23 protein-coding genes are annotated in these 26,070 nt (G+C 70.4%); 15 read left to right on the top strand and 8 right to left on the bottom strand.

What is annotated here, in order from left to right:
* Nucleotides 1–23 precede the first annotated feature (23 nt).
* From AB0F88_RS35675 to AB0F88_RS35660, 4 genes are all read right to left on the bottom strand, one after another.
* Nucleotides 24–2,783 (bottom strand): AAA family ATPase, encoded by a 2,760-nt coding sequence (locus AB0F88_RS35675; protein WP_362694705.1) that lies wholly within the window; start codon nt 2,781–2,783, stop codon nt 24–26.
* A 1,150-nt stretch (nt 2,784–3,933) separates the two neighbouring features.
* Entirely contained in the window at nt 3,934–4,755 is an 822-nt protein-coding gene (locus AB0F88_RS35670; protein ID WP_362694702.1) for an alpha/beta hydrolase, read from the bottom strand.
* 19 nt (nt 4,756–4,774) lie between these two features.
* Nucleotides 4,775–5,344, bottom strand: coding sequence for a DJ-1/PfpI family protein (locus tag AB0F88_RS35665; protein ID WP_155340583.1), 570 nt, complete (start codon nt 5,342–5,344; stop codon nt 4,775–4,777).
* Nucleotides 5,345–5,436: 92 nt separating this feature from the next.
* Entirely contained in the window at nt 5,437–6,180 is a 744-nt protein-coding gene (locus AB0F88_RS35660; protein ID WP_362694698.1) for a GntR family transcriptional regulator, read from the bottom strand.
* Nucleotides 6,181–6,575: 395 nt separating this feature from the next.
* Here AB0F88_RS35660 and AB0F88_RS35655 point away from each other — a divergent pair, with 395 nt between their 5' ends.
* The 11 genes from AB0F88_RS35655 (at nt 6,576) to AB0F88_RS35605 (ending at nt 18,151) form a co-directional block, all read left to right on the top strand.
* Nucleotides 6,576–8,000 (top strand): extracellular solute-binding protein, encoded by a 1,425-nt coding sequence (locus AB0F88_RS35655; protein ID WP_362694695.1) that lies wholly within the window; start codon nt 6,576–6,578, stop codon nt 7,998–8,000.
* 80 nt (nt 8,001–8,080) lie between these two features.
* Nucleotides 8,081–8,947 (top strand): sugar ABC transporter permease, encoded by an 867-nt coding sequence (locus tag AB0F88_RS35650; RefSeq protein ID WP_362694692.1) that lies wholly within the window; start codon nt 8,081–8,083, stop codon nt 8,945–8,947.
* Complete coding sequence (locus AB0F88_RS35645) at nt 8,947–9,858, top strand: carbohydrate ABC transporter permease (protein WP_362694689.1); 912 nt, start codon at nt 8,947–8,949, stop codon at nt 9,856–9,858. Before AB0F88_RS35650 ends, AB0F88_RS35645 begins: the two co-directional genes overlap by 1 nt.
* Nucleotides 9,858–10,925 (top strand): ATP-binding cassette domain-containing protein, encoded by a 1,068-nt coding sequence (locus AB0F88_RS35640; RefSeq protein WP_362694686.1) that lies wholly within the window; start codon nt 9,858–9,860, stop codon nt 10,923–10,925. Before AB0F88_RS35645 ends, AB0F88_RS35640 begins: the two co-directional genes overlap by 1 nt.
* Nucleotides 10,925–12,001: an ABC transporter ATP-binding protein gene (locus AB0F88_RS35635; RefSeq protein ID WP_362694683.1), complete on the top strand. Its 1,077-nt coding sequence runs from the start codon at nt 10,925–10,927 to the stop codon at nt 11,999–12,001. Before AB0F88_RS35640 ends, AB0F88_RS35635 begins: the two co-directional genes overlap by 1 nt.
* A gap of 35 nt (nt 12,002–12,036) precedes the next feature.
* Nucleotides 12,037–12,222, top strand: a complete 186-nt coding sequence (locus AB0F88_RS35630) for a hypothetical protein (RefSeq protein WP_362694680.1) — start codon at nt 12,037–12,039, stop codon at nt 12,220–12,222.
* Between the two features lie 76 nt (nt 12,223–12,298).
* Complete coding sequence (locus AB0F88_RS35625; RefSeq protein ID WP_362694677.1) at nt 12,299–13,759, top strand: NAD-dependent succinate-semialdehyde dehydrogenase; 1,461 nt, start codon at nt 12,299–12,301, stop codon at nt 13,757–13,759.
* Between the two features lie 211 nt (nt 13,760–13,970).
* Nucleotides 13,971–15,206: an iron-containing alcohol dehydrogenase gene (locus AB0F88_RS35620; protein ID WP_362694674.1), complete on the top strand. Its 1,236-nt coding sequence runs from the start codon at nt 13,971–13,973 to the stop codon at nt 15,204–15,206.
* A gap of 304 nt (nt 15,207–15,510) precedes the next feature.
* On the top strand, nt 15,511–16,527 hold the full coding sequence (locus tag AB0F88_RS35615; protein ID WP_362694671.1) for a carboxymuconolactone decarboxylase family protein: 1,017 nt from the start codon (nt 15,511–15,513) through the stop codon (nt 16,525–16,527).
* 110 nt (nt 16,528–16,637) lie between these two features.
* Nucleotides 16,638–17,198, top strand: coding sequence for a sigma-70 family RNA polymerase sigma factor (locus AB0F88_RS35610; protein ID WP_362694668.1), 561 nt, complete (start codon nt 16,638–16,640; stop codon nt 17,196–17,198).
* The gene (locus AB0F88_RS35605) at nt 17,195–18,151 is read left to right on the top strand and encodes a hypothetical protein (protein ID WP_362694665.1); all 957 of its coding nucleotides are present in this window, start codon (nt 17,195–17,197) and stop codon (nt 18,149–18,151) included. The genes AB0F88_RS35610 and AB0F88_RS35605 overlap by 4 nt, the downstream gene beginning before the upstream one ends.
* A 170-nt stretch (nt 18,152–18,321) precedes the next feature.
* Here the strand turns inward: AB0F88_RS35605 and AB0F88_RS35600 are convergent, their stop codons facing one another.
* The 3 genes from AB0F88_RS35600 to AB0F88_RS35590 form a co-directional block, all read right to left on the bottom strand.
* Nucleotides 18,322–19,548: an acetyl-CoA acetyltransferase gene (locus AB0F88_RS35600; RefSeq protein WP_362694662.1), complete on the bottom strand. Its 1,227-nt coding sequence runs from the start codon at nt 19,546–19,548 to the stop codon at nt 18,322–18,324.
* Between the two features lie 218 nt (nt 19,549–19,766).
* Nucleotides 19,767–21,119 carry a histidinol-phosphate transaminase gene (locus AB0F88_RS35595; RefSeq protein ID WP_362694659.1) on the bottom strand — a complete coding sequence of 451 codons (1,353 nt, stop codon included), beginning with the start codon at nt 21,117–21,119 and terminating at the stop codon, nt 19,767–19,769.
* Between the two features lie 76 nt (nt 21,120–21,195).
* Complete coding sequence (locus AB0F88_RS35590; protein WP_362694656.1) at nt 21,196–22,098, bottom strand: AraC family transcriptional regulator; 903 nt, start codon at nt 22,096–22,098, stop codon at nt 21,196–21,198.
* A 157-nt stretch (nt 22,099–22,255) separates the two neighbouring features.
* Here AB0F88_RS35590 and AB0F88_RS35585 point away from each other — a divergent pair, with 157 nt between their 5' ends.
* The 3 genes from AB0F88_RS35585 (at nt 22,256) to AB0F88_RS35575 (ending at nt 24,492) form a co-directional block, all read left to right on the top strand.
* Nucleotides 22,256–22,561: an antibiotic biosynthesis monooxygenase gene (locus tag AB0F88_RS35585; protein ID WP_362694653.1), complete on the top strand. Its 306-nt coding sequence runs from the start codon at nt 22,256–22,258 to the stop codon at nt 22,559–22,561.
* 64 nt (nt 22,562–22,625) lie between these two features.
* On the top strand, nt 22,626–23,588 hold the full coding sequence (locus AB0F88_RS35580; protein ID WP_362694650.1) for an alpha/beta hydrolase: 963 nt from the start codon (nt 22,626–22,628) through the stop codon (nt 23,586–23,588).
* A gap of 145 nt (nt 23,589–23,733) precedes the next feature.
* Nucleotides 23,734–24,492, top strand: a complete 759-nt coding sequence (locus AB0F88_RS35575; protein WP_362694647.1) for an SDR family oxidoreductase — start codon at nt 23,734–23,736, stop codon at nt 24,490–24,492.
* A gap of 47 nt (nt 24,493–24,539) precedes the next feature.
* On the opposite strand, the gene AB0F88_RS35570 is transcribed toward AB0F88_RS35575, so the two are convergent.
* Nucleotides 24,540–24,710, bottom strand: a complete 171-nt coding sequence (locus tag AB0F88_RS35570; RefSeq protein ID WP_362694644.1) for a hypothetical protein — start codon at nt 24,708–24,710, stop codon at nt 24,540–24,542.
* Between the two features lie 349 nt (nt 24,711–25,059).
* On the opposite strand from AB0F88_RS35570, the gene AB0F88_RS35565 reads away from it, so the two are divergent.
* The gene (locus tag AB0F88_RS35565) at nt 25,060–25,860 is read left to right on the top strand and encodes a cellulose binding domain-containing protein (protein WP_362694641.1); all 801 of its coding nucleotides are present in this window, start codon (nt 25,060–25,062) and stop codon (nt 25,858–25,860) included.
* Nucleotides 25,861–26,070: the final 210 nt, after the last annotated feature.

Below are 26,070 nucleotides of genomic sequence, written 5' to 3'. Positions count from 1 at the left end.
GGCCGTTCGCCTTGTTCGTCGGGTTATTCGTCGGGGTCTGACAGGACCGCGCGGAGCTCGACCCGGTTGGTGACGTTCAGCTTCGCGTAGATGCGGTTCAGCTGCGTCTCCACGGTGCTGATCGCCACCGAGCGCTTCTGCGCGATCTGACGGGTGGTCATGCCCTCGCAGACCATCGCCACGACCTCGCGCTCGGCCCCGGTGAGACTGCTGAAGGCGGCGTTGGGGCCGTCCACGGAAAGCCTGAGCTCCCCGGCCGTCTTCAGCGCGAGGGCGGCGTAGGCCGCGGCGCCGGTACGGTTGAAGGCGACCAGCGCCCGCCTCAGCAGCCGTTCCGCCTCGGCGTGGCGGCCCCGGGCGTGCTGGGAGCGCGTCATCACCAGGTCGATCCTGCCGGCCTCGATCGGCAGGCCCACCTCGCGGGCCAGGGAGAGGGCCTCCTCGCACTCCCGTACGGCGCCCGCGTGGTCGCCCCGGACGGCGGCGATCTGGCCCCGCACCCTGGCGATGGACATCAGGGCCGAGCGGCGCCCGCTCGACGCGGCCCTGTCGCTGAAGAGGCCCAGCGCGGCCTCCGCCTCGTCGGCCCGGCCGAGCTGGGAGAGGGCGTCGGCGCCGATCGGGCCGAACAGGTGGGTGCCCGGCTCCAGGGAGTCGTAGTGAAGCTCGATGGCCTCGGCCGCGCTGAGCAGCCGCTGGACGTCGCCCTGGGCCTGGGCGATCGCCGCGCGCGCGCCCGCCGCGTAGGCGAGGCTCGCCCTGCTCTCGACGATCGGCGCCCACTCCGCGGCCTGGCGGGCGTGCTCGCGCGCCCGGTCCCACTCACCCCGGGCCGCGCGGGGGAAGCACGCCAGGGAGTGCAGGATCGCGTAGTCCCAGACCCGATCGTTCTCCTCGGCGTCGCCGACGGCGAGCCGGGTGAACTGGACGGCGTCGTCGAGCCTGCCCCGCCGGTACTCGACCTCGCCCAGGAAGCCGAGCGCCTGGCCGACCCGCAGCGCCTCGCCACGCGTGGCCCGCGCGACGCTCTCGCGCAGGTCGGCGGACGCGCCCTCCAGGTCGTCGGTCCACAGCCGGATCATCCCGCGGGCCACCAGCCCGTCCAGCCCGGCCACCGAACCCGGAAGGTCGGCGTCCGCCAGGGACGCCAGCGCCTCCTCCGCCCGTCCGGCCAGGGTCCAGCCCACGGACTGGGCGAACCAGGCGAACGCGCGCACCCACGGCTCGTGGCTGCCCGCCGCGACGGCCGCCGTACCGTACTCGACCATCTCGGGATAGGAGAGCTCGACCACCCCGATGATCGCGAGCTGGGCCGCGATGCGCGCCCGCAGGTCCGCGGGCGCGTGCGGGCTCTCCGCGCTGTCGCGCCCGGCGGCGCCCAGCGCCTGGACCAGCAGCAGCTTGGCCTCCGCGACGCGCCCGGAGATCAGGGCCTGGTAACCGGCCACGTAGTCGCGCCAGGGACCTCGCGGCGTCGCGAGGATCTCGCTCTCGTAGCGCCGGGCGACGGTGGCGTCACCGGAGACCAGCAGGGTCTCCACGGCCGTCAGCAGGCGGGCCGCCCTGTCCGGTCCCGGCGGGGTCAGCTCCGCGGCGTGGCGGGCGTACACCGCCGCCAGGGGGAGCCTGCCGCGCGACAGCAGGGACCGGGCCTCCTCCTGCGCCAGCGCGGCGAGCTCACCGTCCGTGCCGCCGCCGGACGCCGCGATCCCGTGCCACAGCGCGCCGGGACCGCCGAGCAGGGCGGCGCTGCGGTGCAGGGCACGGCGGCGCTCGACGCCGGAGTCGTAGTAGATGCGGTCCCAGACGAGCAGGGTGGTGAACGCGAACTCCTGCCCCGCCGTTCCGGGGATCTCCTTGACCAGCCCGGCGTCGGCGGCCTCCGCGAGGGGTGTCGTGGCGTCGGCGACGCCGGAGAGCGCGCGCAGGTCGGCCAGGCCGAAGCGGCGGCCGAGCACCGCCGCCGCGCCGACGACCTCGCGGGTACGGCGGCCGCACGACGCCAGCCGCGCCACGACGGCCTGCGTCATGCCGCGGGGGGCGGGCAGCGGGCCGTTGCCGAAGTTGATCGAGTGCATCTCCACCTGGTCCAGCAGGAGGACCGAGTGCAGCGCGTTGCCGTCGGTGTGCTCGTGCAGCCTCCTGGCGCCGGAGGGGGTGAGCCCGTCGTGGCCGGTGGCGACGGCGAGCCTCACGAGATCGTCGGCGGGGAGCCCCTCGACCTGGAGCAGGCGCCCCTGCGCCGAGTCGAAGATCCGTTCCCATCCCTCGTGGAGCTCCAGGCGGGGAGCGTCCGGCGCGGCTCCCGTCGCGTACCCGGGGGCCTGGTGCACGACCAGGAGCATGACCTGGGCATTGCGCAGGCGCCGGGCCGCCAGGCGGAGCGCGGCCATCGACTGCCGGTCGCCGCAGTGCGCGTCGTCGACGACCACGATCAGCGCGTCCGCGGCGGCGAACTCCGCCGCGAGGGCCTGCCCGACGAAGGCCGCCTCGGACTGGCCCGACAGCGTCCTGGCGAGTGTCGGGGTCGGCAGCTGCTCGGCGATCTGTTCCAGCACCCCCCAGGGATGGGCGAGCGCCTCCTCGTCACCGAAGGCGCGGACGGTCCGCACGCCGGGCACGGTACGCAGGAAGCGCTCGACCAGCTCGGTCTTGCCGATCCCCGACGTCCCCCGGACCCCCACGATCCGCGCGTCACGGCGTCTGGCCTCGTCCCACGCCTCTCCGAGGAAGTCGAGTTCCCGCTTCCGGCCGATGAACAGCGGAGAGGTTCTGCCGTGCAACGCAGCGCTCCCTTTTTCGCGATCCCCATGTTCTTGACGGCGATTATGGGTCAGGAATCAGCCTATCGGCATGGATTTCATCTGAAGATTCTTCACGAAACGGATCCGAAGATATTTCACATCAGCCGGGCGCCCTCTGGATTCCCTCGTTCTCGGAACGCCGCGGACGCGGACCGCGACCGTCCGGACACGCCGAGAACCCGTCCGGGAGGCTCGCGACGCCCGCTTCCAGCCCCTTCCACCTGGAGTTCTCCGGAGTCCAGGCGGATTTTCCCCGGAATGAGACCGCTCCACTCACGCCAGGGCGGACGGCGGTTCACGAATGCGGCCGGCGGCGAAGAGGGCGTTGCCATTGATTGCCGCTCGTGCGGCCGGATTTCGCGCAATTGACGATTTCTGCGCTCGGTAAGTATGCGGTGACACGAAGTGTGCAATACCTCGCACATTACGCGAGAAAGTACACGACGGATACCGAGTGCGATTTCCCAACCACGGTCCGAGGCGTTCGCCCAGCGCTCCGGCCGGGAACGGCGAGCACCTCCCCGCCCGCCCTCCTGGCCGCGTCGCGGGGAAAACCCGGCGACGACGAACACCTGAGAAGGGTCTCCGGCGGCCCGCGGCCCGCCCGGGGAGGAGGCGGGTCACGCCCTCGCCGGTCACGGCGGCTCCCGGAGAGCCGCCTCCGGCCCGCCGGGTCCGGCCCCCCACGAGCCGGACCCGGACGAACGACGACCGGGCGGGCCCGGCCCTGACACCTCGGAGCCCGGCGTCCCGGAGTTCGGCGTCGCGGAACCGGGTGTCCCCGAGTCCTGCGGAGCGGGGGCCGCCATGTCGCGAAGTCCGTACCGGGAACCGTCCCGCGCCGCGGGGTGGCCCGGTCGTAGTATTCCAGCCATTCGGTGATCATCCCGTCCGCCACGCTCAGCGCGCCGGTGGGGATGATCAGGTCGGGGCGGATGTCCTCGACGGACTCACCGCCCGCACGCCGGCGCGGCACGGTGTGCGGCATGTCGTCGGTGACGACCGGCGCGGCCGGCCACCGTGGTCTCCCTCGCGGGCAGCGGCGTCGAGCCCTTCGAGGGTGGCTTCGCGGATCACGCCTGCTTCACGCTGACCTGCTTGAGCACGGGCCGCGGACCTGTCGCGGCGATCAGTGACCTCGTTCCCGGCCGAGGAAGCACGACAGGAGCCGCCTGAAGTCGTGCGGGTGCTCGAGCGCCGGCACGTGCCCGCATCGGCCGAGCACGTGCAGACGGACATCGGCCAGGTGTTCGAGCAGGGGCAGGGCCGCCGTCCCGAGCGGGGTGACCCGGTCCTCGGCGCCGTGGACGAGCAGCACGGGCGCGCGGATCCCTGCCAGCGTCTGCGCCGAGAGGGTGAGGTCGTCGGCCCAGCGTGCCCTGGGTGCGGGGAACAGCGACGCGAACGCGGCCGCCCCCTCTCGCATCGCGGCCGCACGGGCGGCGACGGCCGGCTCGGTCACGAGCGCCTGGTCGAGGACGAGGCGGCTCAACATGTCCCGCGCCCCGGACGGGCCGGCGGGGGCGGCCCAGATGGCGTCGAGCTCGGCGGACAGCGGCGCCCCGGGGGCGCCCATCGTCGAGACCGCCACGACACGGGTGACCCGCTGGGGACGCGCGGCCGCCAGCGCCAGCGCCACGGCGCCGCCCATGGAGTGGCCCACCACGGCGTAGTGCTCGACACCGAGGGCGTCCATCAGGCCCGCGGCCTGCTCCGTCCACAGCCGGAGCCCGCCCCTGGAGCCCGCCGGGATCGGGGTGCGGCCGAACCCCGCCTGGTCGGGGGCCACCACGTGCCAGGACGGGCCCAGCGCCTGTGCCGTCGTCGCCCAGGCGCCGGATCCGGTCGTACCGGGTCCGGAGCCGTGCAGCATCAGCACCGCGGGCCCGGTGCCGCTCTCCAGGACGTGGACGGGGGAGCCGCCGACGGTGACGGTCCGAAGTGCCGTCACCGAGACAGGTCCGGTGTGCTCATGCCGATGCGGAGTTGACGGACTTCGAGAAGAGCTCCATCATCGCCCTGCCGAACTGCGGCATGTCAGGCCACCCCCGGCAGGAGACGAGGTTGCCGTCCACGACGTCGGGAGCGTCGATGACCGTCGCGCCCGCGTTCTCCATGTCACCGGTGATGGGAGGGAAGCACGCCGTCTTCCGCCCCTTCAGCAGCCCGTACACGGCCGGCACCTGCGCACCGTGGCACACCAGCGCGATCGGGAGGTCGCGCGCGAAGAAGTGCTCGGTGATGCGCCTGACGTCGGCGTCGACCCGGATCCACTCGGGGGCGCGTCCACCGGGGATGATGAGGGCGTCGTAGCGCTCGACGTCGACCTCGGCCCAGGGCACGTCGACCGGCAGCTTGCGGCCGTTCTTCTCCACGTAGGCGTCGGAGTTGGGGTCGAACTCGTGGATGACCAGCTGAACGTCACGCATCGTCCGTGACGAGACGTCGACGTCCCAGCCGCCCTCCTGCACGCGATAGTAGGGATACATGGTGTCGAGCTCCTCGGCGGCGTCGCCGGTCAGGAGCAGTGCTCTGGGCACCTGCTTCTCCTCGCATCTGGGGCGGGTGAAGTGGATCCAATCCGATCCAATCCGATCCGATTGGGTTAGCATTCCTCGGCCCGGCCCGCCCGTCAAGCCTCTATCGCCATTCCGTCCGCGCCCTTGGCCTCGTCGAACAATCGCCGGAACCGCTCGCCGGACAGCAGGATGTGCCGACGCATGGCGTAGGCGGCGGCGTCGGGGTCACGCGCGGCGATCGCGGCCAGGATCTCTTCGTGCTCGGCCATGGCCAGGTGAGTGACCTGGGTGTCGTGGAGAAGCCGGAACAGGTGCACATGCGTGTGCAGGCGAGCGAGCGCTTCGCGGATGACCTGGTTCCCCGCGCTCAGGGCGACGAGATCGTGAAAAGCGGCGTCGCGTAGCCCGAAGGCGCCATAGGCCATGGGCCCGTCGCCCCCCTCCAGCTCCGCCATCTCCTCCAGCATCCGTCGCATACCGGCCACCTGCTTCGAGGTTGCGCGTTCGGCGGATCTGCGCGCCGCCGCCGGCTCGAGGAGCAGGCGGATCTCAAGCATGTCCTCGAATCGGTCACGGGTGATCTGGGGGGGAATGCGATAGCCGGCATGGGGCACACGCACGACCAGGCCCTCGGCCTCCATGCGGTTCAGAGCGTCTCGGATCGGCGTCTGCGAGACCCCCAGCTCTCGCGCCAGGACGTCGATCGTGACGCGGGAGCCAGGCTCGATCCGTAGCGACATCAGCTGTCCGAGCAGCGTGTCGTACACCTCGTCGGCAAGCCGGCCGCGAGATCTTCCCTGCGGCGTTCCGCCCGTCGTGGCCCCACGGCGCCGCGCGATCATCGCTTCGTCGTCCATCGTGACGTGAGGTCCTTTCCTGCGCCTTCGGGAACCTGTTGAGATCGGTCGCAACGCTACGGGATATTGACGCCCCCACTCGGATCGTATAGGAAAGGTGGCGGATGCCGGCCATCCTTCACCCATCGGGGAACCGCCCGCCATCGCTCCGCTTCGATCAGTTGGAGCTCCCATGAGCATGCTCGACGTCCTACCTGGTTCGCCACCGGGCCCCACAAGGACCGAAGGACCTCTCGACTGCCTGAAGCCCCATCACGTCACGGCGTACTCGTGACGCCGGTCCGCGGGTCAGCCCCTGCGACAGCCGGCGACACGCCTGAACAACCCGGCAACTGCTCGGCGAAGCACGCAGCAAGGCTCCAGAGGTCCCCACCCCCCAGAAAGCAGGCAAGAAGATGCGGTATCCACAGCGAGTAGGACGCCTGCCCGTTCCCGGTCGAAAGGTGCGGCTGGCGACGGCGGCCGTGTTGGTGGCCACGACCATGGCGGCTTGCGGCCAGGACGACGACGCGAAGGCGAGCGCCCCCAAGGCGCCGGCGACCATCCCGGAGCTCACCAAGGACCCGCTGACCCTCAGCTTCATCTGGTTCGACTGGCCCCCCGCCCACGCGCTGGAGGACTTCGCGAACGCGGAGTACACCAAAGAGCGGTCGAACGTGACCATCAAGGTCAACACCGTGCCGAACGCGAACTGGCACGACGCGATGTTCACCCAGTTCGCAGCGCACAAGACCGACTTCGACATCCCGATCCTGGACTCGCAGCACATCGGCGAGGCCGTGACGAACGGCAACATCCTCGACCTCACCGACTTCGTCAAGAAGAACATCGACGTCAAGGCCTACAACCCGTACCTCCTGGCGGCCTACGGCCAGTACCCCCAGGCCGAGACCGGCAAGCGCGACGAGAACGCCAGCCTGTACGGACTGCCGCTGCTCGGCGACACCTGGACGATGATCTACCGCAAGGACCTGATCGGCGACAAGCCGCCGCAGACGTGGGACGAGATGATCTCGGTCGCCGAGAAGTGCCAGGCGGACAACCCCGGCGTCAGCGGGCTGGCCTTCCACCAGGCCAACGGCTCCGACGCCGCGGCCGTGACCTACAACACGGTCAACGGCGTCTACGGCGGCAACCTCTGGAACTCCAAGACGCGCAAGATCGACGGCGTCATCAACGACACCGCGGGCCAGGAGGCGATGGACGTCCTGGTCAACAAGATGAAGCCGCTGACCGCCAAGGGCTCCGGCAACTGGTTCATCGACGAGGTGAACGCGGCGGTCGCCCAGGGCAAGGCATGCATCGCCTTCAACTGGATCGCCGCGAGCGGCGGCCTGCTCGACCCGAAGCAGTCGACGCTCGGCACCACGCGGGAGCAGATTCTCGACAAGCTGGGTTTCGCCACCCTGCCGAGCCAGAAGACGAACCTGGTGCCTCTCGGCGGCATGGGGATGCACGTGTCGGCCTACTCCCCCGCGGCGAACCAGGCAGAAGCCCTGAACTTCATGAAGTGGTTCGAGCAGGCCGACATCCAGAAGAAGTGGGCCGCGGCCGGTGGCGTGCCGGCGCGTACGGACGCCCTGGAGTCGTCCGAGTTCCTCGATGCCGGGCCGTTCAACCAGGTGTACGCCGACTCGGTCTCGCGGATGCGGGACATGTGGAATGTGCCCGAGTACGCGCGCCTCGTCGACATTGAGAACACCAACGTGAACGCGGCTCTCAACGGCGCGAAGACGCCGAAGGACGCGCTCAACGACATCGCCAAGGAGCAGCAGGGCGTACTCGACTCCGGCAACCGCAAGGGCGGCGGCGGACTGTGAGTGGTTCCGTCCCTCTGACGACCGACCACCCCGGGCAGGCGGCGTCCGCGACGCCGCCTGCACCGGGCTGGTCCCGCCGGTTGAGCGACCGCGGGCTCGCCGTGGCCTTCATCTCCCCGGCGCTGCTGCTGTTGCTCGCCATGTCGGTGTTCCCGTTGCTGTGGGCGTTGTACCTGTCCTTCACCGACTACTCGGCCACCCGTGGGGGGTCGGCCAATTTCGTCTGGTTCGAGAACTACACCGCCATCCTGACGTCGGCGCAGGTCCACCTGAGGGCCTTCACGACGTTGATCTACGTGGTCGGCGCGGTCGCCCTGCAGACCGTGCTCGGATTCACCATCGCCTACCTGATCTCACGGCGCACGCACGGGCGAGGACTGCTGACCACTCTGTTCCTGGTTCCGATGATGCTGTCGCAGGTCGTGGTCGGGCTGTTCTGGAAATTCATGCTCGACGCGCAGTTCGGCGTGATCAACAGCATGCTCGGCTCGCTCGGCCTGGGGCAGGTGGAGTGGCTCACCCGGCAGCGGACGGCACTGATCTCCCTGATCGTGGTCGACACCTGGCAATGGACGCCGTTCATCATGCTCATCGCACTCGCGGGCCTTACCGCGGTCCCCAAGTACCTGTACGAGGCCGCCTCGATCGACCGGGCGTCCGAGTGGTTCCGGTTCCGCACCATCACTCTTCCGCTGGTGTGGCCGCTGCTCCTCATCGCCGTGTTGTTCAGGGCCATCGAGGCCTTCCGGCTGTTCGACCTCGTCTACATCCTCACCAGCGGGGGTCCGGGGGTCTCCACCGAGACGTTGTCGTTCCACGTCTACAAGGTCGCGTTCCTGGGCTTCAACACCGGAACCGCCTCGGCGTACGGGATCCTCATGGTCATCATCGTCATCGTCCTCACGCAGCTCTACCTGCGCTACTTGAACAAGCTCAAGGAGGACTGATGGCCCTCTCCGTCGACGAGGCCGTGTCCCCAGGTCCTGTCCGGGATCGCACGCCCGCCGCGCGCCGCTTCGGCTTTCGGGGCAGCTCCGTGCTGGAGATCGCGCTACTGACCGTGCTGGCCGTCGTGATGCTCTTCCCGGTGCTGTGGATGATCGAGACGTCCATCAAGGAGAACCGGGACGTCTACGCCATCCCGGCCAAGTTCTTCGACTTCACGGTCACTCTGGACCATTTCAAGGACGTGTTCGTCGCCTCCGGCGGCGGTCGTTCGACCTTGTCCGTCGCGTTCCTCAACTCCGTCGTGGTCGCCGGGGTCTCCACGGCGCTGGCCACCGTGCTGGGGGTCCCTGCGGCCTGGGCCTACTCGCGCTTCTCCGTGAAGGCCAAGAAGGACCAGCTGTTCTTCATCCTGTCCACCCGCTTCATGCCGCCCGTGGTGGTCGTGATCCCGATCTTCCTCATGTACCGCCAGCTCGGGCTCATCGACACCAAGCTCGGCCTGATCCTCATCTACGCCGCGTTCAACGTCCCGTTCACGATCTGGATGATGAAGGGGTTCGTCGACGAGGTGCCCGCGGAGTACGAGGATGCCGCCATGCTCGACGGCTACACCCGCCTGCAGGCGTTCTGGAAATTCACCCTTCCCCTGCTCGTGCCCGGTATCGCCGCGACGGCGGTCTTCGCCCTCATCTTCTCGTGGAACGAGTTCGTGTTCGCCATCTTCCTTACCTCCAGTGACACCGTGCGGACGGCCCCGCCCGCCATCGCCGGCCTCATCGGTGGCACCACCGTGGACTGGGGTCTCGTGGCCGCCGCCTCCGTGGTGTTCGCCCTGCCGGTGCTCGTCTTCGCCTACCTGGTGCGCAAGCACCTCATCGCCGGTGTGACGCTCGGGGCGGTGCGACGCTGATGGCGGGCATCGAGGTGACCGCCCTGCACAAGCGCTACCCGGACGGGACGGTCGCGGTCGAGCACGTGGACCTGTCCATCGGCGACGGCGAGCTGTTCGTGATGCTCGGCCCTTCGGGGTGCGGCAAGACGACCACGCTGCGGGCCATCGCCGGCCTGGAGAGGCAGACGACGGGCGACATCCGCATCGGCGACACGCTGGTCAACGACCTGCCGCCCGCCGAGCGCGACATCGCCATGGTGTTCCAGTTCTACGCTCTCTACCCGCATCTGAGAACCCGCGACAACCTGGCGTTCCCCCTGCGGGCCGAGGGACTGCCCAAGCCGGAGGTGCAGGAGCGGGTCGAGGAGGCCGCCCGGCTGATGCGGCTCGGTCCGCTCCTGGACCGGCGACCGCACCGGCTGTCCGGCGGGGAGCAGCAGCGCGTCGCGCTCGCTCGCGCCCTGGTGCGACGACCGCGCGCATTCCTCATGGACGAACCTCTCACCAATCTGGACGCGGAGCTGAGGGCGGACATGCGCACGGAGATCAAGCACCTGCAGGGGGAACTGGGGACGACGATGGTCTACGTCACCCACGACCAGGTCGAGGCGATGTCGCTCGGTCACAGGATCGCCATCCTCAACAAGGGCCGCGTCGAGCAGATCGGCACGCCGCTGGAGGTCTACGACCGCCCGGCGAGTCTTTTCTGCGCCGCGTTCATCGGCTCCCCGCCGATGAACCTGATCGAGGTGGAGGTGGCCGACGGGAAGCTGCGCAGTAAGAGCGGACTGGTCCTCACGCCACCGCCGAACCTGCCGCGCGACCGTTCCCTGGTCGCAGGCGTCCGGCCGGAGGCGCTGGAAGTCACAGAACCGGGGGCGGAACGTTCGGTCCCGGCCCGCGTGGTCTCGGCGGAGTGGCTGGGCGACGAAATCATCTACGTGGTCGACCACGGCGACCAGCGCGACGTACGGGTTCGGATGCCACCGACTGTCCGTTTCGCCGCTGACGCACCGGTCGGGCTGCGGCACACCGGTGGGCCCCCGCCGGTCTACGACGTGAGCACGGAAGAGCTGGTGGCCTGATGGGAACCGTGGCAGTCCACGGGCTGTGCAAGTCCTTCGGTAAAGTCCAGGCCCTGGACGGGGTGACGCTGGACGTGCCGGACGGCTCGTTCTTCGTCGTGCTCGGGCCCTCCGGGGCAGGCAAGACGACGACCCTGCGAGCGATCGCCGGCCTCGAGAAGCTTGACGCCGGGTCGGTGCATCTGGACGGGAGGGACGCGACCGCTGACACCCCGGCCGCACGCGACCTGGCCATGGTCTTCCAGAGCTACGCCCTCTACCCGCGACACACGGTGTACGAGAACATCGCTTCGCCGCTGCGGGCACGCCGCTGTTCCTCGAGCGAGATCGCCGCCGCCGTCGAGCGGATGTCGAGCCTGCTGCACATCGAACGTCTGCTGCAGCGTCGTCCCGCGCAGTTGTCGGGCGGTGAGATGCAGCGTGTCGCCCTGGCCCGGGCGCTGGTCCGTCGCCCGCGCGCGTTCCTCATGGACGAGCCGCTGACGAACCTCGACCTCAAGCTCCGCGTCGAGATGCGCACCGAGCTCACCCGCATCCACCGGAGCCTCGGGGCGACCTTCGTCTACGTGACCAACGACCAGGTCGAGGCCCTGTCCATGGCCGACCAGGTCGCGGTCCTCAAGGAGGGGAAGGTGCAACAGGTCGGAACGCCGAGCGAGGTGTACGAGCGTCCGGCCAACCAGTGGGTCGCGGGATTCGTCGGGAGCCCGCCGATCAGCCTGCTCGCCTGCCACGCCGAGGGAGATCGTCTGGTCGGGGCGGAAGGCTGGACGCTGCCGCGGCCCCGCTGGACCACCGCTGAGGACGGTCGTCCGCTGCTGCTGGGCCTGCGCGCGGAGGACCTGTCCGTCGAGCGGCGTGGGGACGCGTCGTTGTCGGGTGAGCTCTACGGCCTTGAGCCGCTCGGTGACCGAACGGTGGTCGACGTCCAAGTGGGGACGGAGATCCTCAAGGTCAAGGCACGACCCACCGTCACCGGTACGCCGGGCGAGCGGCTGCTCGTCACGGTCGACCTGGACCGTGCGCACCTGTTCGATGCGAGCACCGGGCTGGCGCTGTCCGAGGCCGGGAGGTAACCGCGCAGGGCGGCGACGTCACCATGCGCCCGCACGTGGCGATCGAGCCTCGGCGGACCGTCACCGGTGAGCACCGGCGGGCACGGCCTGACGACGCCGAAGCGGCCATGGCCCGAGAAGGCGATCGGTGGCGTGTGGCCGTCAGCCCCGCGGCCAGGACCCCAGGACTGACGGCCACGTTCGACCCGCTCGGCGGCCTCGGCCCCGACGAGGCCGTGTGACCCGTTCGTCAAAGCGCGTGGCGCGATCGCCGAGGTCACGCCGGACATCACCAAGAACATCACAGGAGGCGACGCGATGAGTGACCCGATGAACGTCCTGGCCCCCGAGCACCGGCGGCTCCGGATCGGCGACGCCTGGCGCGACGCCGCCGACGGAGCCACCTTTGTCGTCGAGGATCCGGCCACCGGCGAGACCATCGCCGAGGTGGCGGACGCCGGCGTCGTCGACGGGCTCGCCGCTCTGGACGTGGCGAGCAGGGCAATGGCGGAGTGGGCGGCGACCCCGCCGCGAAAACGGTCGGAGTTGTTGACCGCGACGTACCGGGCACTGACCGAGCGATCCGAGGAGGTCGCCCGGCTGATAACGCTCGAGATGGGCAAGCCGCTCGCCGAGGCTCGGGGAGAGGTGGCCTACGGCGCCGAGTTCTTCCGTTGGTTCGCCGAGGAGGCGGTGCGCGTCGAGGGGCGCTACAACACCGCTCCCGCCGGCGGATATCGCATCCTCACCGTGCCGAAGCCGGTCGGACCGTGCGTCTTCGTGACGCCCTGGAACTTTCCGTTGGCCATGGGTGCCCGCAAGATCGCTCCTGCGCTGGCGGCGGGCTGCACGACGATCACCAAGCCGGCGGCCCAGACGCCGCTCACCATGCTGTTCCTGGCCCGCATCATGGAGGAGGTCGGCGTTCCCCCGGGCGTCGTCAACGTCGTGACGACCAAGCGTGCCGGCGAGGTGGTCTCAGCGCTGCTGGCCGACCGTCGGACCCGCAAGCTTTCGTTCACCGGGTCGACCGAGGTCGGGCGCGTGCTGCTACGACAGGCGGCGGACAACGTGCTGCGCACCTCCATGGAACTGGGCGGCAACGCGGCCTTGATCGTGTGTGCCGACGCGGACCTGGACGTCGCGCTCGACGGTGCCATGGTGGCCAAGATGCGCAACATCGGGGAGTCCTGCATCGCGGCCAACCGAATCTACGTCGAGGAGCCGGTGCGCGAGGAGTTCACGGCGCGCTTCGCCAAGCGGATGGGCGCGCTCTCGGTGGGCCACGGTCTCGACGACGGCGTGGACGTCGGGGCGTTGATCGACGAGGCCTCGGTCGCCAAGATCGACGAGCTCGTCGCCGACGCGGTCGATCGCGGCGCCCGTGTCCTGGTGGGCGGCGAGCGTCCGAAGGGGCCGGGCCACTTCTACCCGCCTACGGTCCTCGTCGACGTGCCCGAAGACGCGCGGATGCTGGAGGCGGAGATCTTCGGCCCGGTGGCGCCGATCATCTCGTTCACGTCCGACGACGAGGTGATGGCGAAGGCCAACGACACCGAGCACGGCCTGGTCGGATACGTCTTCACCCGTGACCTCCAGCGGGCGCTCCGGTTCACCGAGGGGCTGGAGACGGGAATGATCGGCATCAACCGTGGTCTGATCTCGGACCCGTCGGCTCCGTTCGGAGGCGTGAAGCAGTCCGGGATCGGCAAGGAGGGGTCGCACGAGGGCATCCTTGAGTACCTCGACGTCACCTACGCGTCGATCGACCTACCGTGACCGGCCCGCTGCTCCGGGTACCCGCCGAGGATCACCGCGCCCTGTGCGCACATGACCTGACCGGCCTCCACCCGTGGGGCGGGACCCGGGCCATGGCCGGCACGAATCCGCCGCCACCCGGCAGCCAACCTTGCCGACGCCGTCCCGGTCTCGCAGGTGACCTGGACGTCCGCCCAGCAAATCACCGCCGACGTTCCAGAGAGGCACCGACATGCTTGAGACCGTCCGCGGACCACGCCAGCTGATAGTGGGCGAAGGGGTCGCGCAGAACATCCCGCGAGTGGTGGCCGAGTGTGGCTCGCGAGTCCTCATCGTGACCGACCGGGTTCTTCTGGGGCAGCCGGGCGTGGCCGAGATCGTGGCCGCCGTGCGGGAGAAGGTCGCGGCCGTCGGGGTGTTCGCCGACGCGACTCCGGACGTGCCACTCGCCGATGTCGCCCTGGCCGTCTCGGTCGCCGCGGAGGTGGACGCCGACGTGATCCTCGCCATCGGGGGTGGCACGGTGATCGACCTCGCCAAAATCGTCGGCGTCATCCGATGCCACGGTGGGACGCCGCGCGACTTCTACGGCGAGTCGAAGGTGCCGGGGCCGACGATTCCTCTCGTCGCGGTCCCGACGACGTCAGGCACCGGCTCCGAGCTCACGCCCGTCTCGGTGTTGACCGACCCGGACCGCGAGCTGAAGGTGGGGGTCTCCAGTGTCCACATCGTGCCCGACTTCGCCATCGTCGACCCCGAGCTCACCTACACCTGCCCCGCGACCGTCACCGCCCACTCCGGCATCGACGCGTTCTGTCACGCGGTGGAGAGCTACACCGCGCGACCCCGGGCCCACGGACCGCGCGACCCGGTGGAGCAGGTCTTCCTCGGCCGCAACCCGATCACCGATCACTACGCGCTCCTGGCCGCGGAGCGGATCGCCCGCAGCTTGCCCCGTGTCGTCAGGGACGGAGGCGACAAGGACGCGCGCGCGGACATGTCCTATGGGTCCATGCTGGCCGGGCTCGCATTTTCCCACGCGGGCAACGCGGCTCCGCACGCCCTCCAGTACCCCATCGGCGCAGCCACCCACACGCCGCACGGCCTGGGCGTCGGGCTGCTGCTGCCCTACGCGCTGGACGCGGCCAGGGATGCCATCGGCGACCGGTTGGCCATCCTCGCCAGGGTGTGCGGGCTCGACGTGACCGACGCCTCGGATGCCGAGGCCGCAGAAACGTTCCTCACCTGGCTCGACGGGCTCCTTGCCGACATCGGCATCCCTGCCACCTTGGCGGACATCGGCGTGGCACGCGCCGACCTCCCGCGCTTCGCGGAGATGGCCGGTGGCGTCACCCGCTTGATCCAGAACCATCCAGGCCCGACCGACACCGCCAGCCTGACCGCGATCCTCGAAGCGGCCTGGATCGGGGACCGGACCCGACGCGTCCTGACTACGGAGCAGAGATAGTGACGGGCCTTTCACATGACGACGAGTTCCCTGCCCCACCCTGGGGATCGGGATTGTCGGCTACTCCTTCGGCGCCGCCGCCGGCGCGTTCTGCCGGCTGGATGCGGAGAGTTTGCCGATGCTCCTCGCGGCGTAGCCGAAAGCTCCCCTGCTCCTCGCGGCGTAGCCGAAAGAACCTTCCCTGGTACCACGACCTCGGGCCGTCACAGGGGCGACGATCGCAGCCCGCGCTCGTTCGGGGGACCGTCCCGGTGTGCCCGGGCACGCCCTCCGGCGGCGCGACCGTCAGCGAAAGGACCGTTCGATGCCCTCACTCTTCCGCCACATCACCCCGGTGCCGCCCGAGACCGCCACCGGGCAGGTCGCCGCCGTCTACGACCAGGTCGACGCCGAGTTCAGCAGCATCGGCCCGGCGGTCATGATGATGTCCCCCGCCCCCGAACTGCTCGCCCCCGGCTGGGCTCTGCTGCGCGAGTCGCTGCTGGCCGGATCCGTCCCCCGCCGGCACAAGGAGGCCGTCGCGGTCTCCGTCTCCCAGGTCAACCGGTGCGAGTACGACATAGCCGGACATCTGGCCTTTCTGGAGCTGGCCGGGGGAGGCGACGTCGCGCGGGCGCTCCGTCGCGGTGACGACCCGGCGGACGAGGACGCCGCGGCCGTCGTCCGGTGGGCGAGGTCCACCGGCGCCCCGGGATCACCGGCCCCCGGGGCGCCGCCCGTCCCCGAGGCGCTCGTCCCGGAGTACGTCGGGACCGCGCTGGCGCTGCACTTCGTCAACCGCATGGTCCTGATACTGCTCGCGGAACACCTGCTTCCCGGCGGCATGCGGGAGTCGGACACCGCACGCCCCTTCGAGGGCGCGCCGATCGCCCGCGTCGTCGAGCGGCGCCGCTCCGGCGACGGCCTTCTCCTGCTCAAGGACGGCGAGGCCGGGCCCGCACCCGCCTGGGCGGGGGAAAGTACCGTCGGGCCCGCGTACGCGGCACTGCGGGACTCGGCGGCCAAGGGCGGGTTCCTGCTGTCCGAGGACGCCCGTGCGGCGGTACGCGACACCGTCGGCCGTCACCTCGGCGGCTATCTCCCCGCCGGCGACGGGTGGCCCGCCACCTCACTCGACGCGCTGTCCCCCGGCGACCGGGCCGGGGCGACCCTGGCGATCCTCGCGGCACTGGCGCCGGACCAGATCACCGAGGACGACGTCGCCCGCTGGCGTGCCGACCGGTACAGCGACCACTGCCTGCTGCACCTGCTCGCCTTCGGCGCGATGATCGCCGTCGAGCGCGTCGAGGCGGGCATCGGCCGGGCACCGGCCACCGGCTGAGCGACGTTTCCAGAAATTTCCGGGTCTGGGAGAAATGATGTCGGCGCCTTCGACATGGATGGGTGTCCACGACCCCCACCAGAGGAGGCCTCCTGCCATGGGAACCGCCCGTGCTTGACGACCGAAGAGCCCGGTTCGAGCAGGTCTATCTCGACACGTACGAACGGATCCTCGGCTACGCGACGCGCCGCTGCGACTCCCCGGAGGACGCGGCCGACGTGGTGGCCGAGACGTTCGAGATCGCGTGGCGCCGGGTGGACGACCTGCCGCCCGGCGAGCAGGCGAGGCTGTGGCTGTACGGCGTGGCGCGCAACGTCCTCGCCAACCACCGCCGGGGCCTGATCCGCCGACACGCTCACCAGACGGCGCTGCGCGAGGACGTCGCCGATCTCTACGCCCGCACCGCGCCGCCTGCGGAGGGGATGGAGCTCAGGGCGATCGGACGGGTCTTTCGTGAACTGTCCGAAGACGATCGCGAGGTACTGTCGCTCGTCGTCTGGGAGGGCCTGGACGCCGGGGAGATCGCGTCCGTCCTGGGCCGTTCCCGCAACGCCGTACGCATCCGGCTCCACCGGGCCCGCCGGCGCTTCTCGCGCGGGCTGGCGGAGGCCGGGATCGAATTCACCCCGATGAGCCGGGCCGCACGGGTCCCGACGTGGAGGTCCTCGTGAAGAACACCGATGAGCGGGTGGGCCCGCCGCCCCGCGTCCGCGACGACGAGCTGGCCGGTCAGGCGTCCGCAGCGGGGGCGCGGGCACTGCTGGCGTCGATCGTGTCCGAATCCGGGTCCGAGGTCCCCGCGGCCTCGCCGTCGCACCGCCGGTCGTGGAGACCGCGCCTGGTGACCGGGGCGCTCACCGCCGGGGTGCTCGTCGCCGCACTCGTCGTCGGCCCCGGCCTGCTGCGTGACGGGAGCGCCACGAGCTACGCGAACTCCGCCGTCGACATCATGCTGGACGGCGAGCAGTACGTCGCCCGCATCAAGGACCCGTTCGCCGACCACGCCAGATACACCGAGGCGTTCCGCGCGGTCGGCCTGGACATCACGCTGCGCCCGGTGCCCGTCTCGCCGGGCAGCGTCGGAGAGATCCTGGGAATGATGATCTCGGGTGACGACGGGCCCGACACGGGGACGCCGCCGGATCCCTCCGGTCCCCGGTTCGGCGGTGTCCCCCTCTCGATGGAGACGGCTCCCGGGAGATGCGAGCCGGGCAGGGACGCCGGGTGCGTGATGGTGATGCGGATTCCCGCCGGCTTCACCGGCAAGGTGGACGTCAGGCTGGGGCGCCAGGCGAGACAGGGAGAAGAGTACGCGAACTTCGACCTGGCCATGGCTCCCGGCGAGATGTTCGCCGGGGTCCGGTTGAGGGACGGCCGTCCGGTGGACGAGGTCCTGGCCGAGGCGCGGAAACGCGACCTGGCCGCGGTGTTCAGCCTCGTCCGGATCGACGCGAAGACGGGCGGGCTGTCCTTCGAGCCGCTCCCCGCCGACCGGGTCGGACGTGAGTGGACCGTCTGGAACGCCTGGCAGGTGAAGGCCGGGGTGATCCGGCTGCTCGTCACGCCCGGGCGATTGCCCGAGAACCCGTTCTACAACGGAAGCGCGCCACCGCCCGCCTCCTGACCGCACGGGAACCGGCTCCCGCCCTCACCGGAAGGTGGGAGCCGGACGGTTCAGCCGCTCGCCTGCCGGCCTTTCCGGCGAATCTTGACATGACGCATGTCCGTCACCGCGAGGTGCAGGAGCACGCGCGTCTCCCGCGGGCCGCCGTCGCGGGTGCCCTCCGCCTCGGCCTACTCGGCCCCGACGACGAAACCGACGGTCGTGGTGGTGCTGCCGCCGATGTTGAGCGTGCCGAACCGGCGCGCCCCCTCGACCTGGTAGGCACCGGCCCTGCCGGTGACCTGGCGGGCCGCGTCGAGGAGCATCCGGACCCCGGTGGCGCCGACCGGATGGCCGCCGCCGATGAGACCGCCGCTCGGGTTGACGGGGATGCGCCCGCCGATCTCCAGGTCGCCGTTCTCGATGGCCTTCCAGCTCTCACCGGGTCCGGTGATGCCGAAGTGGTCGATCGCGGCGTACTGCGACATGGTGAAGCAGTCGTGCGTCTCGATGCCGTCGAGGTCGTCGACGCCGCCGACACCCGCGCGGGAGAACGCGTCGAGCACCGCGTTGCGCACGTGCGGCAGCACGTACGGCTCGTCGCGGCTGCGCTCCAGCTTCGTCGCCAGCGGGAGCCCGACGGTCCGGTGCCCCCAGCCGAGCACCCGGGCGAGGCGGCCCTCGCGCGCGAGTCCGGGGTGGCGGGACAGGAAACGCTCCCCGACCAGCACCACCCCGGCGCCGCCGTCGGTGATCTGGCTGCAGTCCGTACGCCGCAGCCTGCCCTCCACCACCGGGTTGGCCTCGTCGTCGGCGGCGAAGCTCGCCTCGGTGAACGTCCACCCGCGCGTCTGCGCGTTGGGATTGGCCCTGGCGTTGCGGAAGTTGAGCTCGGCGACGGCCCGCAGGTGGGCGTCGTCGAGGCCGTAGCGCCGGTCGTACTCGTCGGCGAGGGCGCTGAACATGTGGGGCCACACGAACTTCGCGTCCTGCCCCTCGTGGCCCACCCACGCGGCGGCGCCGAGGTGCCCGGCGGCGAGGTCGCCGGGCACGGTGCGTTCCAGTTCCAGGCCGAGGACCAGGGCGCAGTCGTAGCGCCCGGACTCGATGTCGGCCATCGCGGCCAGCGCGGCGACGCCGCCGGAGGCGCAGGCCGCCTCGTGCCTGGCCGAGGGGACCTCCCACAGCCCGGGCTCGACGGTGGCGGGCATGCCGCCCAGCTGGCCCTGTCCGGTGAAGAGCTGGCCGAAGGCGTTGCCGACGTGGATGACGTCCACGTCGGAGGGGGCGAGACCGGCGTCGTCGAGGGTGCCGCGCACGACCTCCCCGGTGAGCTCGGCGAACCCCTGACCGGCCCGCGACCAGTTGCGGGCGAAGTCACTCTGGTAGCCGCCCAGGATCCATACCGCGTCTGGCACGGGTGCCTCCTCGCTGAGATCCGTCCGCTGTCCGCCTCTTACTACGTCGTACTACGTCGTACTACGACAAGAAGAGTATGCGGTCTGCCACAACGAGAAGGGTATGCGGTCAACGCGTCTCGGACCGTTCTTCCAGGCCCGCGCGGAGAAGCTCCTCGGCCGGCTTCGTCGACTCCTCAGTCCTCGGCGAGTGCCCCGGCGGCCGGGCGCGGGGTGTCTCAGACGGAGGGCGGCACGGCCGACAGCATGTCGAAGCGGCGGTCACCCTCGTACAGGGGCGTCTGCGTCTGCAGGGGCGTCTGCGTCTGCAGGTGCGTCTGCGTCTGCAGGTGCGTCGAGAGGGACGCGGGCAGCGGGTCGTACAGAGGCGTCGGGGTCGGTGCCGGCAGGGGTGGCGGCACCGAGCTCAGCGACCTGCTCCCGCTCTCGTAGAGGACGGCGTACAGCCCGCTGATCAGGCGCCGCACGTCCCGCTCCGGCCGGACCGCCAGGCGCATGAACTGGCTGGTCATGCCGAGTTTGTCGCCGCACTCGCGGACGAAGAGGTTGTGCTCGTCGAGCAGCTGGTCGCGCAGGGCGGCGCCGTCCCTGCCCCCGGGGAGCCGTACCAGCAGGAAGTTGCCCTGGGAGGGGAAGACGGTGAGGCCGGGGACCCGGGTCAGCTGGTAGCGCATCGACTCGCGGTCCAGGGCGAGCAGCCGGAGGCTGTCCAGATACTCGGACATGTGCTGGCGGATCATGAAGACCACGGTCTCGGCGAAGGAGTTCAGGTTCCACCTGGGCAGGGCGCGCCGCACCCTGCCCGCCAGCGCGGGGTTGGCCACCATGTAGCCGAAGCGGATGCCGTGCAGCCCGAAGTTCTTGCCCAGGCTCTTCAGCACGACCACGTTGGGCCGGATGGCGGCCTCGTTCGCGACGCTCGGGTACGGCTCGGCGTCGACGAAGTCGATGAACGACTCGTCCACCACGACCAGGTCGAGGTCGACGAGCCTGTCGAGCAGGGCGATGACCTCGTGGCGCCGCAGGTAGCCCCCGTCGGGGTTGTTCGGGTTGCAGATGACCGCGACCCGGGAGCCGCGGTGCCGGACGAAGTTGACGAAGGCGTCCACGTCCAGCGCGAACCCCTGGTTCTCCGGCAGCGGATACATGTCCACCCGCTTGCCGGTCTCCATCGGCTGGTCGGTCCAGCGGCCGAACGTGGGGATGGGCACGGCCAGGCTCTCCCTGACCAGCAGGTGGTCGATCCAGGTGATCAGCTCCGTCGACCCGTTGCCCATCACGACGGTCTGCGGGTTCAGGCCCAGCACCCCGCAGAGCTCGGCGGTGATCGTGTCGGCGTCGCTGGGGTAGAACTTCAGGATCGTGCCGAGGTTGCGCTCCAGGACGCCGAAGACCTCGGGTGTGGGGAAGTACGGGTTGCAGGGGATGCAGAAGTCGACCAGTTCCTCCCCCTGCTCCGGCTGCTCCGGCGCGGCCCGCATGAGCGAGAAGTACGACGGGCTGTGCGCTGCGGTGTGCGCTCGGCTGCGATCGGTGGGACCGGCCAACTGGGCCTCCTGACGGACGTTCACGCCTCTGACACCCCCAGCTACGCACCTGGATACGGGCTGGTTCAGCGACGATCCGCTCCGGCGCCCCGAACGGCTCCTACACCAGGGCCGGCGCGGTGCCGGGTGTCGTCCCGCGCAGGCGGGCTGCGTCCTCGCTCGGCGGCGCGCCGAACTGGCGGCGATACTCGCGGCTGAACTGGGACGGGCTGTCGTAGCCGACGCGGTAGCCGACCCCGGTGACGTCGTGGGGATGTGCGGCGAGCAGCAGCCGGGCCTCCTGCAGCCGGATCTGCTTCTGGAACTGGATGGGGCTCATCGCGGTGACCGCCTGGAAGTTGCGGTAGAACGCGGAGACGCTCATGCCGGACAGCCGCGCCACGTCCTCCACCCGGAAGGACTGCGTGTAGTGGTCACGGATCCACCGGACCGCCCGGGCCACGTGGGTGAGGTTGCTGTCGGCGAGGCCGAGCTGGCGTACGACGGCGCCCTGCTCGCCGGTGACGAGCCGCCAGAGGATCTCCCGCTTGATCAGCGGTGCGAGCACCGCGACGTCGCGTGGCCGGTCGAGCAGGCGCAGCAGCCGGATCACCGCGTCGACGAGCTCGCCGGGCGCGTCGCTGACGGCCATGCCGGACGGCGTGCCGCCGCCGGGCGGGAGGTCCCCGGGGGCCGCCTGCAGCAACAGCTCGGCGACGGTGGCCGGGTGCAGGATCAGGCCGAAGCCCATCGCCGGCCTCTCTGGGCAGGCCTCGGTGAAGTGGCCGGTGATCGGCATGTCGACCGAGGCGACGAGATACTGCCCGGCACGGTACTCGTACACGCGGTCGCCCAGCGCGATCCGTTTCGCGCCCTGCGCGATGAGCGCCAGCACCGTGCCCGACATCGACGGCGACGGCGGATCCGGCTGCTCGACCTTCGAGACCAGGACGCCGTCGATGTCGGTGGTCATGTCGGGCCGGGCATGGCGAGCGAGCAGGGCCCGCAGCTCGTCAAGGTCCATGCCCCGATTGAAGCACAAACCTGATAATTCTCACAGCGGTAGGATCAGGCAAGAGATCGGGAGCATCGTTCTAACGTTTCCACTGGTAGCGATGCTTACATGGGCTTATCGAAATCCCAGGAGCGCAAGACTGCTCCACGAATGAGGAGATACCCCCATGGCCGTCGACCACGGTTTCCACGCCACCATGACCGCGCAGCCCGGCAAGGGTGACGAGCTGGTCGCGTTCCTGCTCGACGCGCCGTCCCTGTCGAACGAGGACTGCGTCGTCTTCCTGGTCAGCCGCTCGGCCGGCGACCCGGACATCGTCTCCGTCACCGAGGGCTGGACCAGCGAGGAGGCCCACGGCAGGTTCTTCGCGACCGAGGAGGCGCAGGCGCTGGTGGCGAAGCTCCAGCCGCTGCTCGCCGGCGAGTCCCGGTACACCGACGAGGTGCCGGTCGGCGGCAAGGCCGCCTTCTGAAAAACCCGGCCGACCCCACCGACCTCAGCGAACCTCAGCGAACCTCAGCAAAAGGAACCCCACCATGACACCGGCACGCCCCGACCTCGACCCCGAGCTGCGCGCTCTCCTCGCGGAGATGCCGCTCATGTCCGACCTCGACCCCGAGGTGCTCGCCCAGCTGCGCCGGTTCCCGTCGACGCCGATCGACTCCCTTCTCGACGGCCGTGCCGTCGACCGCAGGGAGCTCACCATCCCCGCCCCGGACGGCACGCGGCTCCCGCTGTCGATCCTCAGCCCCGCCGGTACCGATCGCGCCACGGCGGCACCGTGCGTCTACTGGATCCACGGCGGCGGGATGGTCATGGGAGACCGCTTCTCGCAGATCGACATCCCCCTCGACTGGCTCGACCGGCTCGGCGCCGTCGTGATCTCCGTGGACTACCGGCTGGCGCCGGAGGCCGGCGGCACGACGCTGGTCGAGGACTGCTACCACGGTCTGCTCTGGATCGCCGAGCACGCCGACGAGCTGGGCGTCGATCCCACCCGCATCGTCGTCGCGGGAGCCAGCGCCGGAGGCGGCCTCGCCGCCGGAGTCACCCTGATGGCACGCGACCGCGGCACCCCGGCGATCGCCGCCCAGGTGCTGATCTGCCCCATGCTCGACCACCGCAACATCACCACCTCCAGCCGGCAGTTCTCCGGCGGGAAAGGCGTCTGGACCCGCGAGATGAACGAGTTCGGATGGCGATCGGTCCTCGGTGACCTCGCCGGCCAGGACGTGCCCGGCTATGTCTCCCCCGCGGTGGCCGACGACCTCTCGGGCCTGCCGACCACCTACATCGACGCCGGCACGGCCGAGGTCTTCCGCGACGAGGACGTCGACTACGCCACCAGGATCTGGGCGGCGGGCGGTCAGGCGGAACTCCACGTCTGGGCGGGAGGCTTCCACGGATTCGACGCGCTCTACCCGCAGGCGCGCGTCTCGGCCACGGCACGCCGGACGCGCGGCGACTGGCTCGCCCGGGTCCTGAACCCGGCGGCCTGAACCCGGCGGCCTCCAACACACCACGGGGTCCGAACCCGGCGGCCTCCAACACACCACGGGCCCCGCACCCGGCGGCGGCCTCAACACGCGAAAGCCGGCACCGCAGGGCCGGTGCCCCTCCACAAACGAACAGGAGAGTCCAATCATGCAGGTAGCCATCGTCACCGGTGCCAGCTCCGGTATCGGGCAGAGCGCCGCCGTCCAGATCGCCAGGCGCGGAACGGGAGTGATCCTGACCTATCACGGCAACGAGCCCGGAGCCCTGGACACGGTGGCGACGATCGAGAAGAACGGCGGCACGGCCGTCGCGCTGCCGCTGGCCGTCGGCCGCTCGGAGACGTTCCCGGCCTTCCGCGAGTCCGTCGCCGGGGCGCTGCGCGACACCTGGCGGCGCGACACGTTCGACTTCCTGGTCAACAACGCCGGCTTCGGCCAGATGGCGATGTTCGAGGACACGACCGAGGAGATGTTCGACACGCTCATGCGGGTGCTGCTCAAAGGCCCGTACTTCCTGACCCAGACCCTGCTGCCGTTGCTGGCCGACGGCGGCGCGATCGTCAACACCACGAGCAACGCGGCCCTGTTCTCCGGCCTGGAGCCCGGTTACTCCGCCTACGGCACCATGAAGGGCGGCCTGGTCGTGCTGACCCGCTATCTGGCCAAGGAGTTCAGCGAGCGCGGCATCCGCGTCAACTCCGTCTCCCCCGGTTCCACCCGCACCCGCATCGGCGGCGACGCGTTCGAACGCCACCCCGAGGTGATCCCCGCGCTCGCGGCCAGGACCGCCCTCGGACGGCTCGGTGAGCCCGACGACATCGGCATGGTGATCGCTACCCTGCTGACCGACGAATGCCGCTGGATGACCGCGCAGGACATCGAAGTCTCCGGTGGCTACAACCTCTGACCAGGCGATCTCACGATTCCCGGCGGCCGCCCGCGTGGAACGTCTCGTCAGTTCCAGATCCCTCCTTGCCGCACCTCGTCTTGGATGATCCTCTCCTCGTCCTGCTCGTCCTTCACCTCCTGCCTCATCTTCTGCTCCTCCCACTCGTCCTGCGCTTTCTCCGCATCGGTCGGCTTGAAGATGCGGCGGGCCGCTTCCATCAATGCCTGGTAGGACACCGCATCATCACCCGAAAGAGGACGCCGCGGGGAGTACCGGGGTCGGGGAACGCGGGGACGGCCCGCCGGCCGCCGTACGGGTCACCGGCGGCTCGCCGGTCGGGCCGCCGACGCCAGGTGAATCTTTCATCCGGTTCCGCCTGCCGCCCCCACCTGGACGGCGGGTGCGAGGGCGGCGTTTCCCGAGGTCTCGAAGGCCCCTCCCCGGGCCCCACCCGGGTTCCGGGGAGGCGATGGCCGTACGGGCGATGACGGTATCTGTACATCCTCCGAGGACCGTCCGAACCTGGAACCACCGACGCGGACGGGCGGCGGCCGACGGAGTGTCTCAACGAGAGGTTGGTCATTGGTGAGACTCGGTAAGGGCTTTTTTCGGAACAGGGTTCTGGCGTCGGCCGCGGCCACCGCGCTGCTCGCGGCCGGGGCCGTCATGGGCGGCACGGCGACCTCGGCCGACGCGGCGGTCGGTTGTGCTGTGACCTACACCTCGCACACCTGGGGCTCCTCGTCGGGCGGCTTCACCGCCTTCATCGACATCACCAACACCGGAGAGCCGCTCTCGGGCTGGGCGCTGACCTTCACGTTCCCGAGCACCCAGCGGATCACCGGTGGCTTCAGCGCGCAGTGGAGCCAGAGCGGCCAGCGGGTCACCGCCAGAAACCCCGCGTGGGGCGGATCGATCGGCTCCGGAGGGACCTTCGGCATCGGCTTCAACGGAACCTGGACCGGCGGCAACCCGCCGCCGACGGACTTCGCCCTCAACGGCGTACCGTGCACGGTCAAGCTGGTGCCGAGTCCCACCCCTTCACCCAGCCCCTCGCCCTCACCCCCGCGGCTGCGGATCCTCATCTCCCCCTCCGACCTCACGGTGCCCGAGGGCGGCACGGCGAGCGTCCAGGTACGGCTCAGCCAGCGGCCCCCGGGCAACGTCGTCGTGGGCACCGCGCGGGTCGCCGGCGACACGGACCTGTCGGCCGGACCGCCGCTGACCTTCACCCCGGACAACTGGGACGTCCCTCAGCCTCTCACCGTGACAGCGGCCGAGGACGACGACGCGGCGAACGGCTCGGCGACGTTCGACTCCCGCAGCAGCCAGATCACCGGCAGCAGCGCCTTCCTGTGGAAGGCCATCGAGCAGGACGACGACTAGCGCACTTGCCGCCCACAGCGCCGTACCGCATCGACCGCGGTCTGGAGCCCGCTCGGCCGGCAGCGAGAAGGCCGAACCGGTCGCGGCCGGGCAACGCAGCGCCGAACTGGAGACCGAACCGCAGGCCGCCCGCCGCGCGATCGAGCCGGTGAGAGACGGGGTGCCCCCGGAAGCGGGCGTGGGGCACCCCGTCGATCTTCGAGTGGGTAG

The organism is Streptosporangium sp. NPDC023963 (assembly GCF_040639135.1).
GTDB lineage: Bacteria > Actinomycetota > Actinomycetes > Streptosporangiales > Streptosporangiaceae > Streptosporangium.
This window is presented reverse-complemented; position numbering and strand designations above follow the sequence as displayed.

Bases quoted from the DNA above. Each gene is read 5' to 3' on its own strand.
- AB0F88_RS35640 (WP_362694686.1), top strand. From the start codon at position 9,858: ATGGCGGGCATCGAGGTGACCGCCCTGCACAAGCGCTACCCGGACGGG.
- AB0F88_RS35645 (WP_362694689.1), top strand. From the start codon at position 8,947: ATGGCCCTCTCCGTCGACGAGGCCGTGTCCCCAGGTCCTGTCCGGGAT.
- AB0F88_RS35635 (WP_362694683.1), top strand. From the start codon at position 10,925: ATGGGAACCGTGGCAGTCCACGGGCTGTGCAAGTCCTTCGGTAAAGTC.
- AB0F88_RS35660 (WP_362694698.1), bottom strand. From the start codon at position 6,180: ATGGACGACGAAGCGATGATCGCGCGGCGCCGTGGGGCCACGACGGGC.
- AB0F88_RS35615 (WP_362694671.1), top strand. From the start codon at position 15,511: ATGCCCTCACTCTTCCGCCACATCACCCCGGTGCCGCCCGAGACCGCC.
- AB0F88_RS35575 (WP_362694647.1), top strand. From the start codon at position 23,734: ATGCAGGTAGCCATCGTCACCGGTGCCAGCTCCGGTATCGGGCAGAGC.
- AB0F88_RS35625 (WP_362694677.1), top strand. From the start codon at position 12,299: ATGAGTGACCCGATGAACGTCCTGGCCCCCGAGCACCGGCGGCTCCGG.
- AB0F88_RS35580 (WP_362694650.1), top strand. From the start codon at position 22,626: ATGACACCGGCACGCCCCGACCTCGACCCCGAGCTGCGCGCTCTCCTC.
- AB0F88_RS35620 (WP_362694674.1), top strand. From the start codon at position 13,971: ATGCTTGAGACCGTCCGCGGACCACGCCAGCTGATAGTGGGCGAAGGG.
- AB0F88_RS35585 (WP_362694653.1), top strand. From the start codon at position 22,256: ATGGCCGTCGACCACGGTTTCCACGCCACCATGACCGCGCAGCCCGGC.
- AB0F88_RS35590 (WP_362694656.1), bottom strand. From the start codon at position 22,098: ATGGACCTTGACGAGCTGCGGGCCCTGCTCGCTCGCCATGCCCGGCCC.
- AB0F88_RS35655 (WP_362694695.1), top strand. From the start codon at position 6,576: ATGCGGTATCCACAGCGAGTAGGACGCCTGCCCGTTCCCGGTCGAAAG.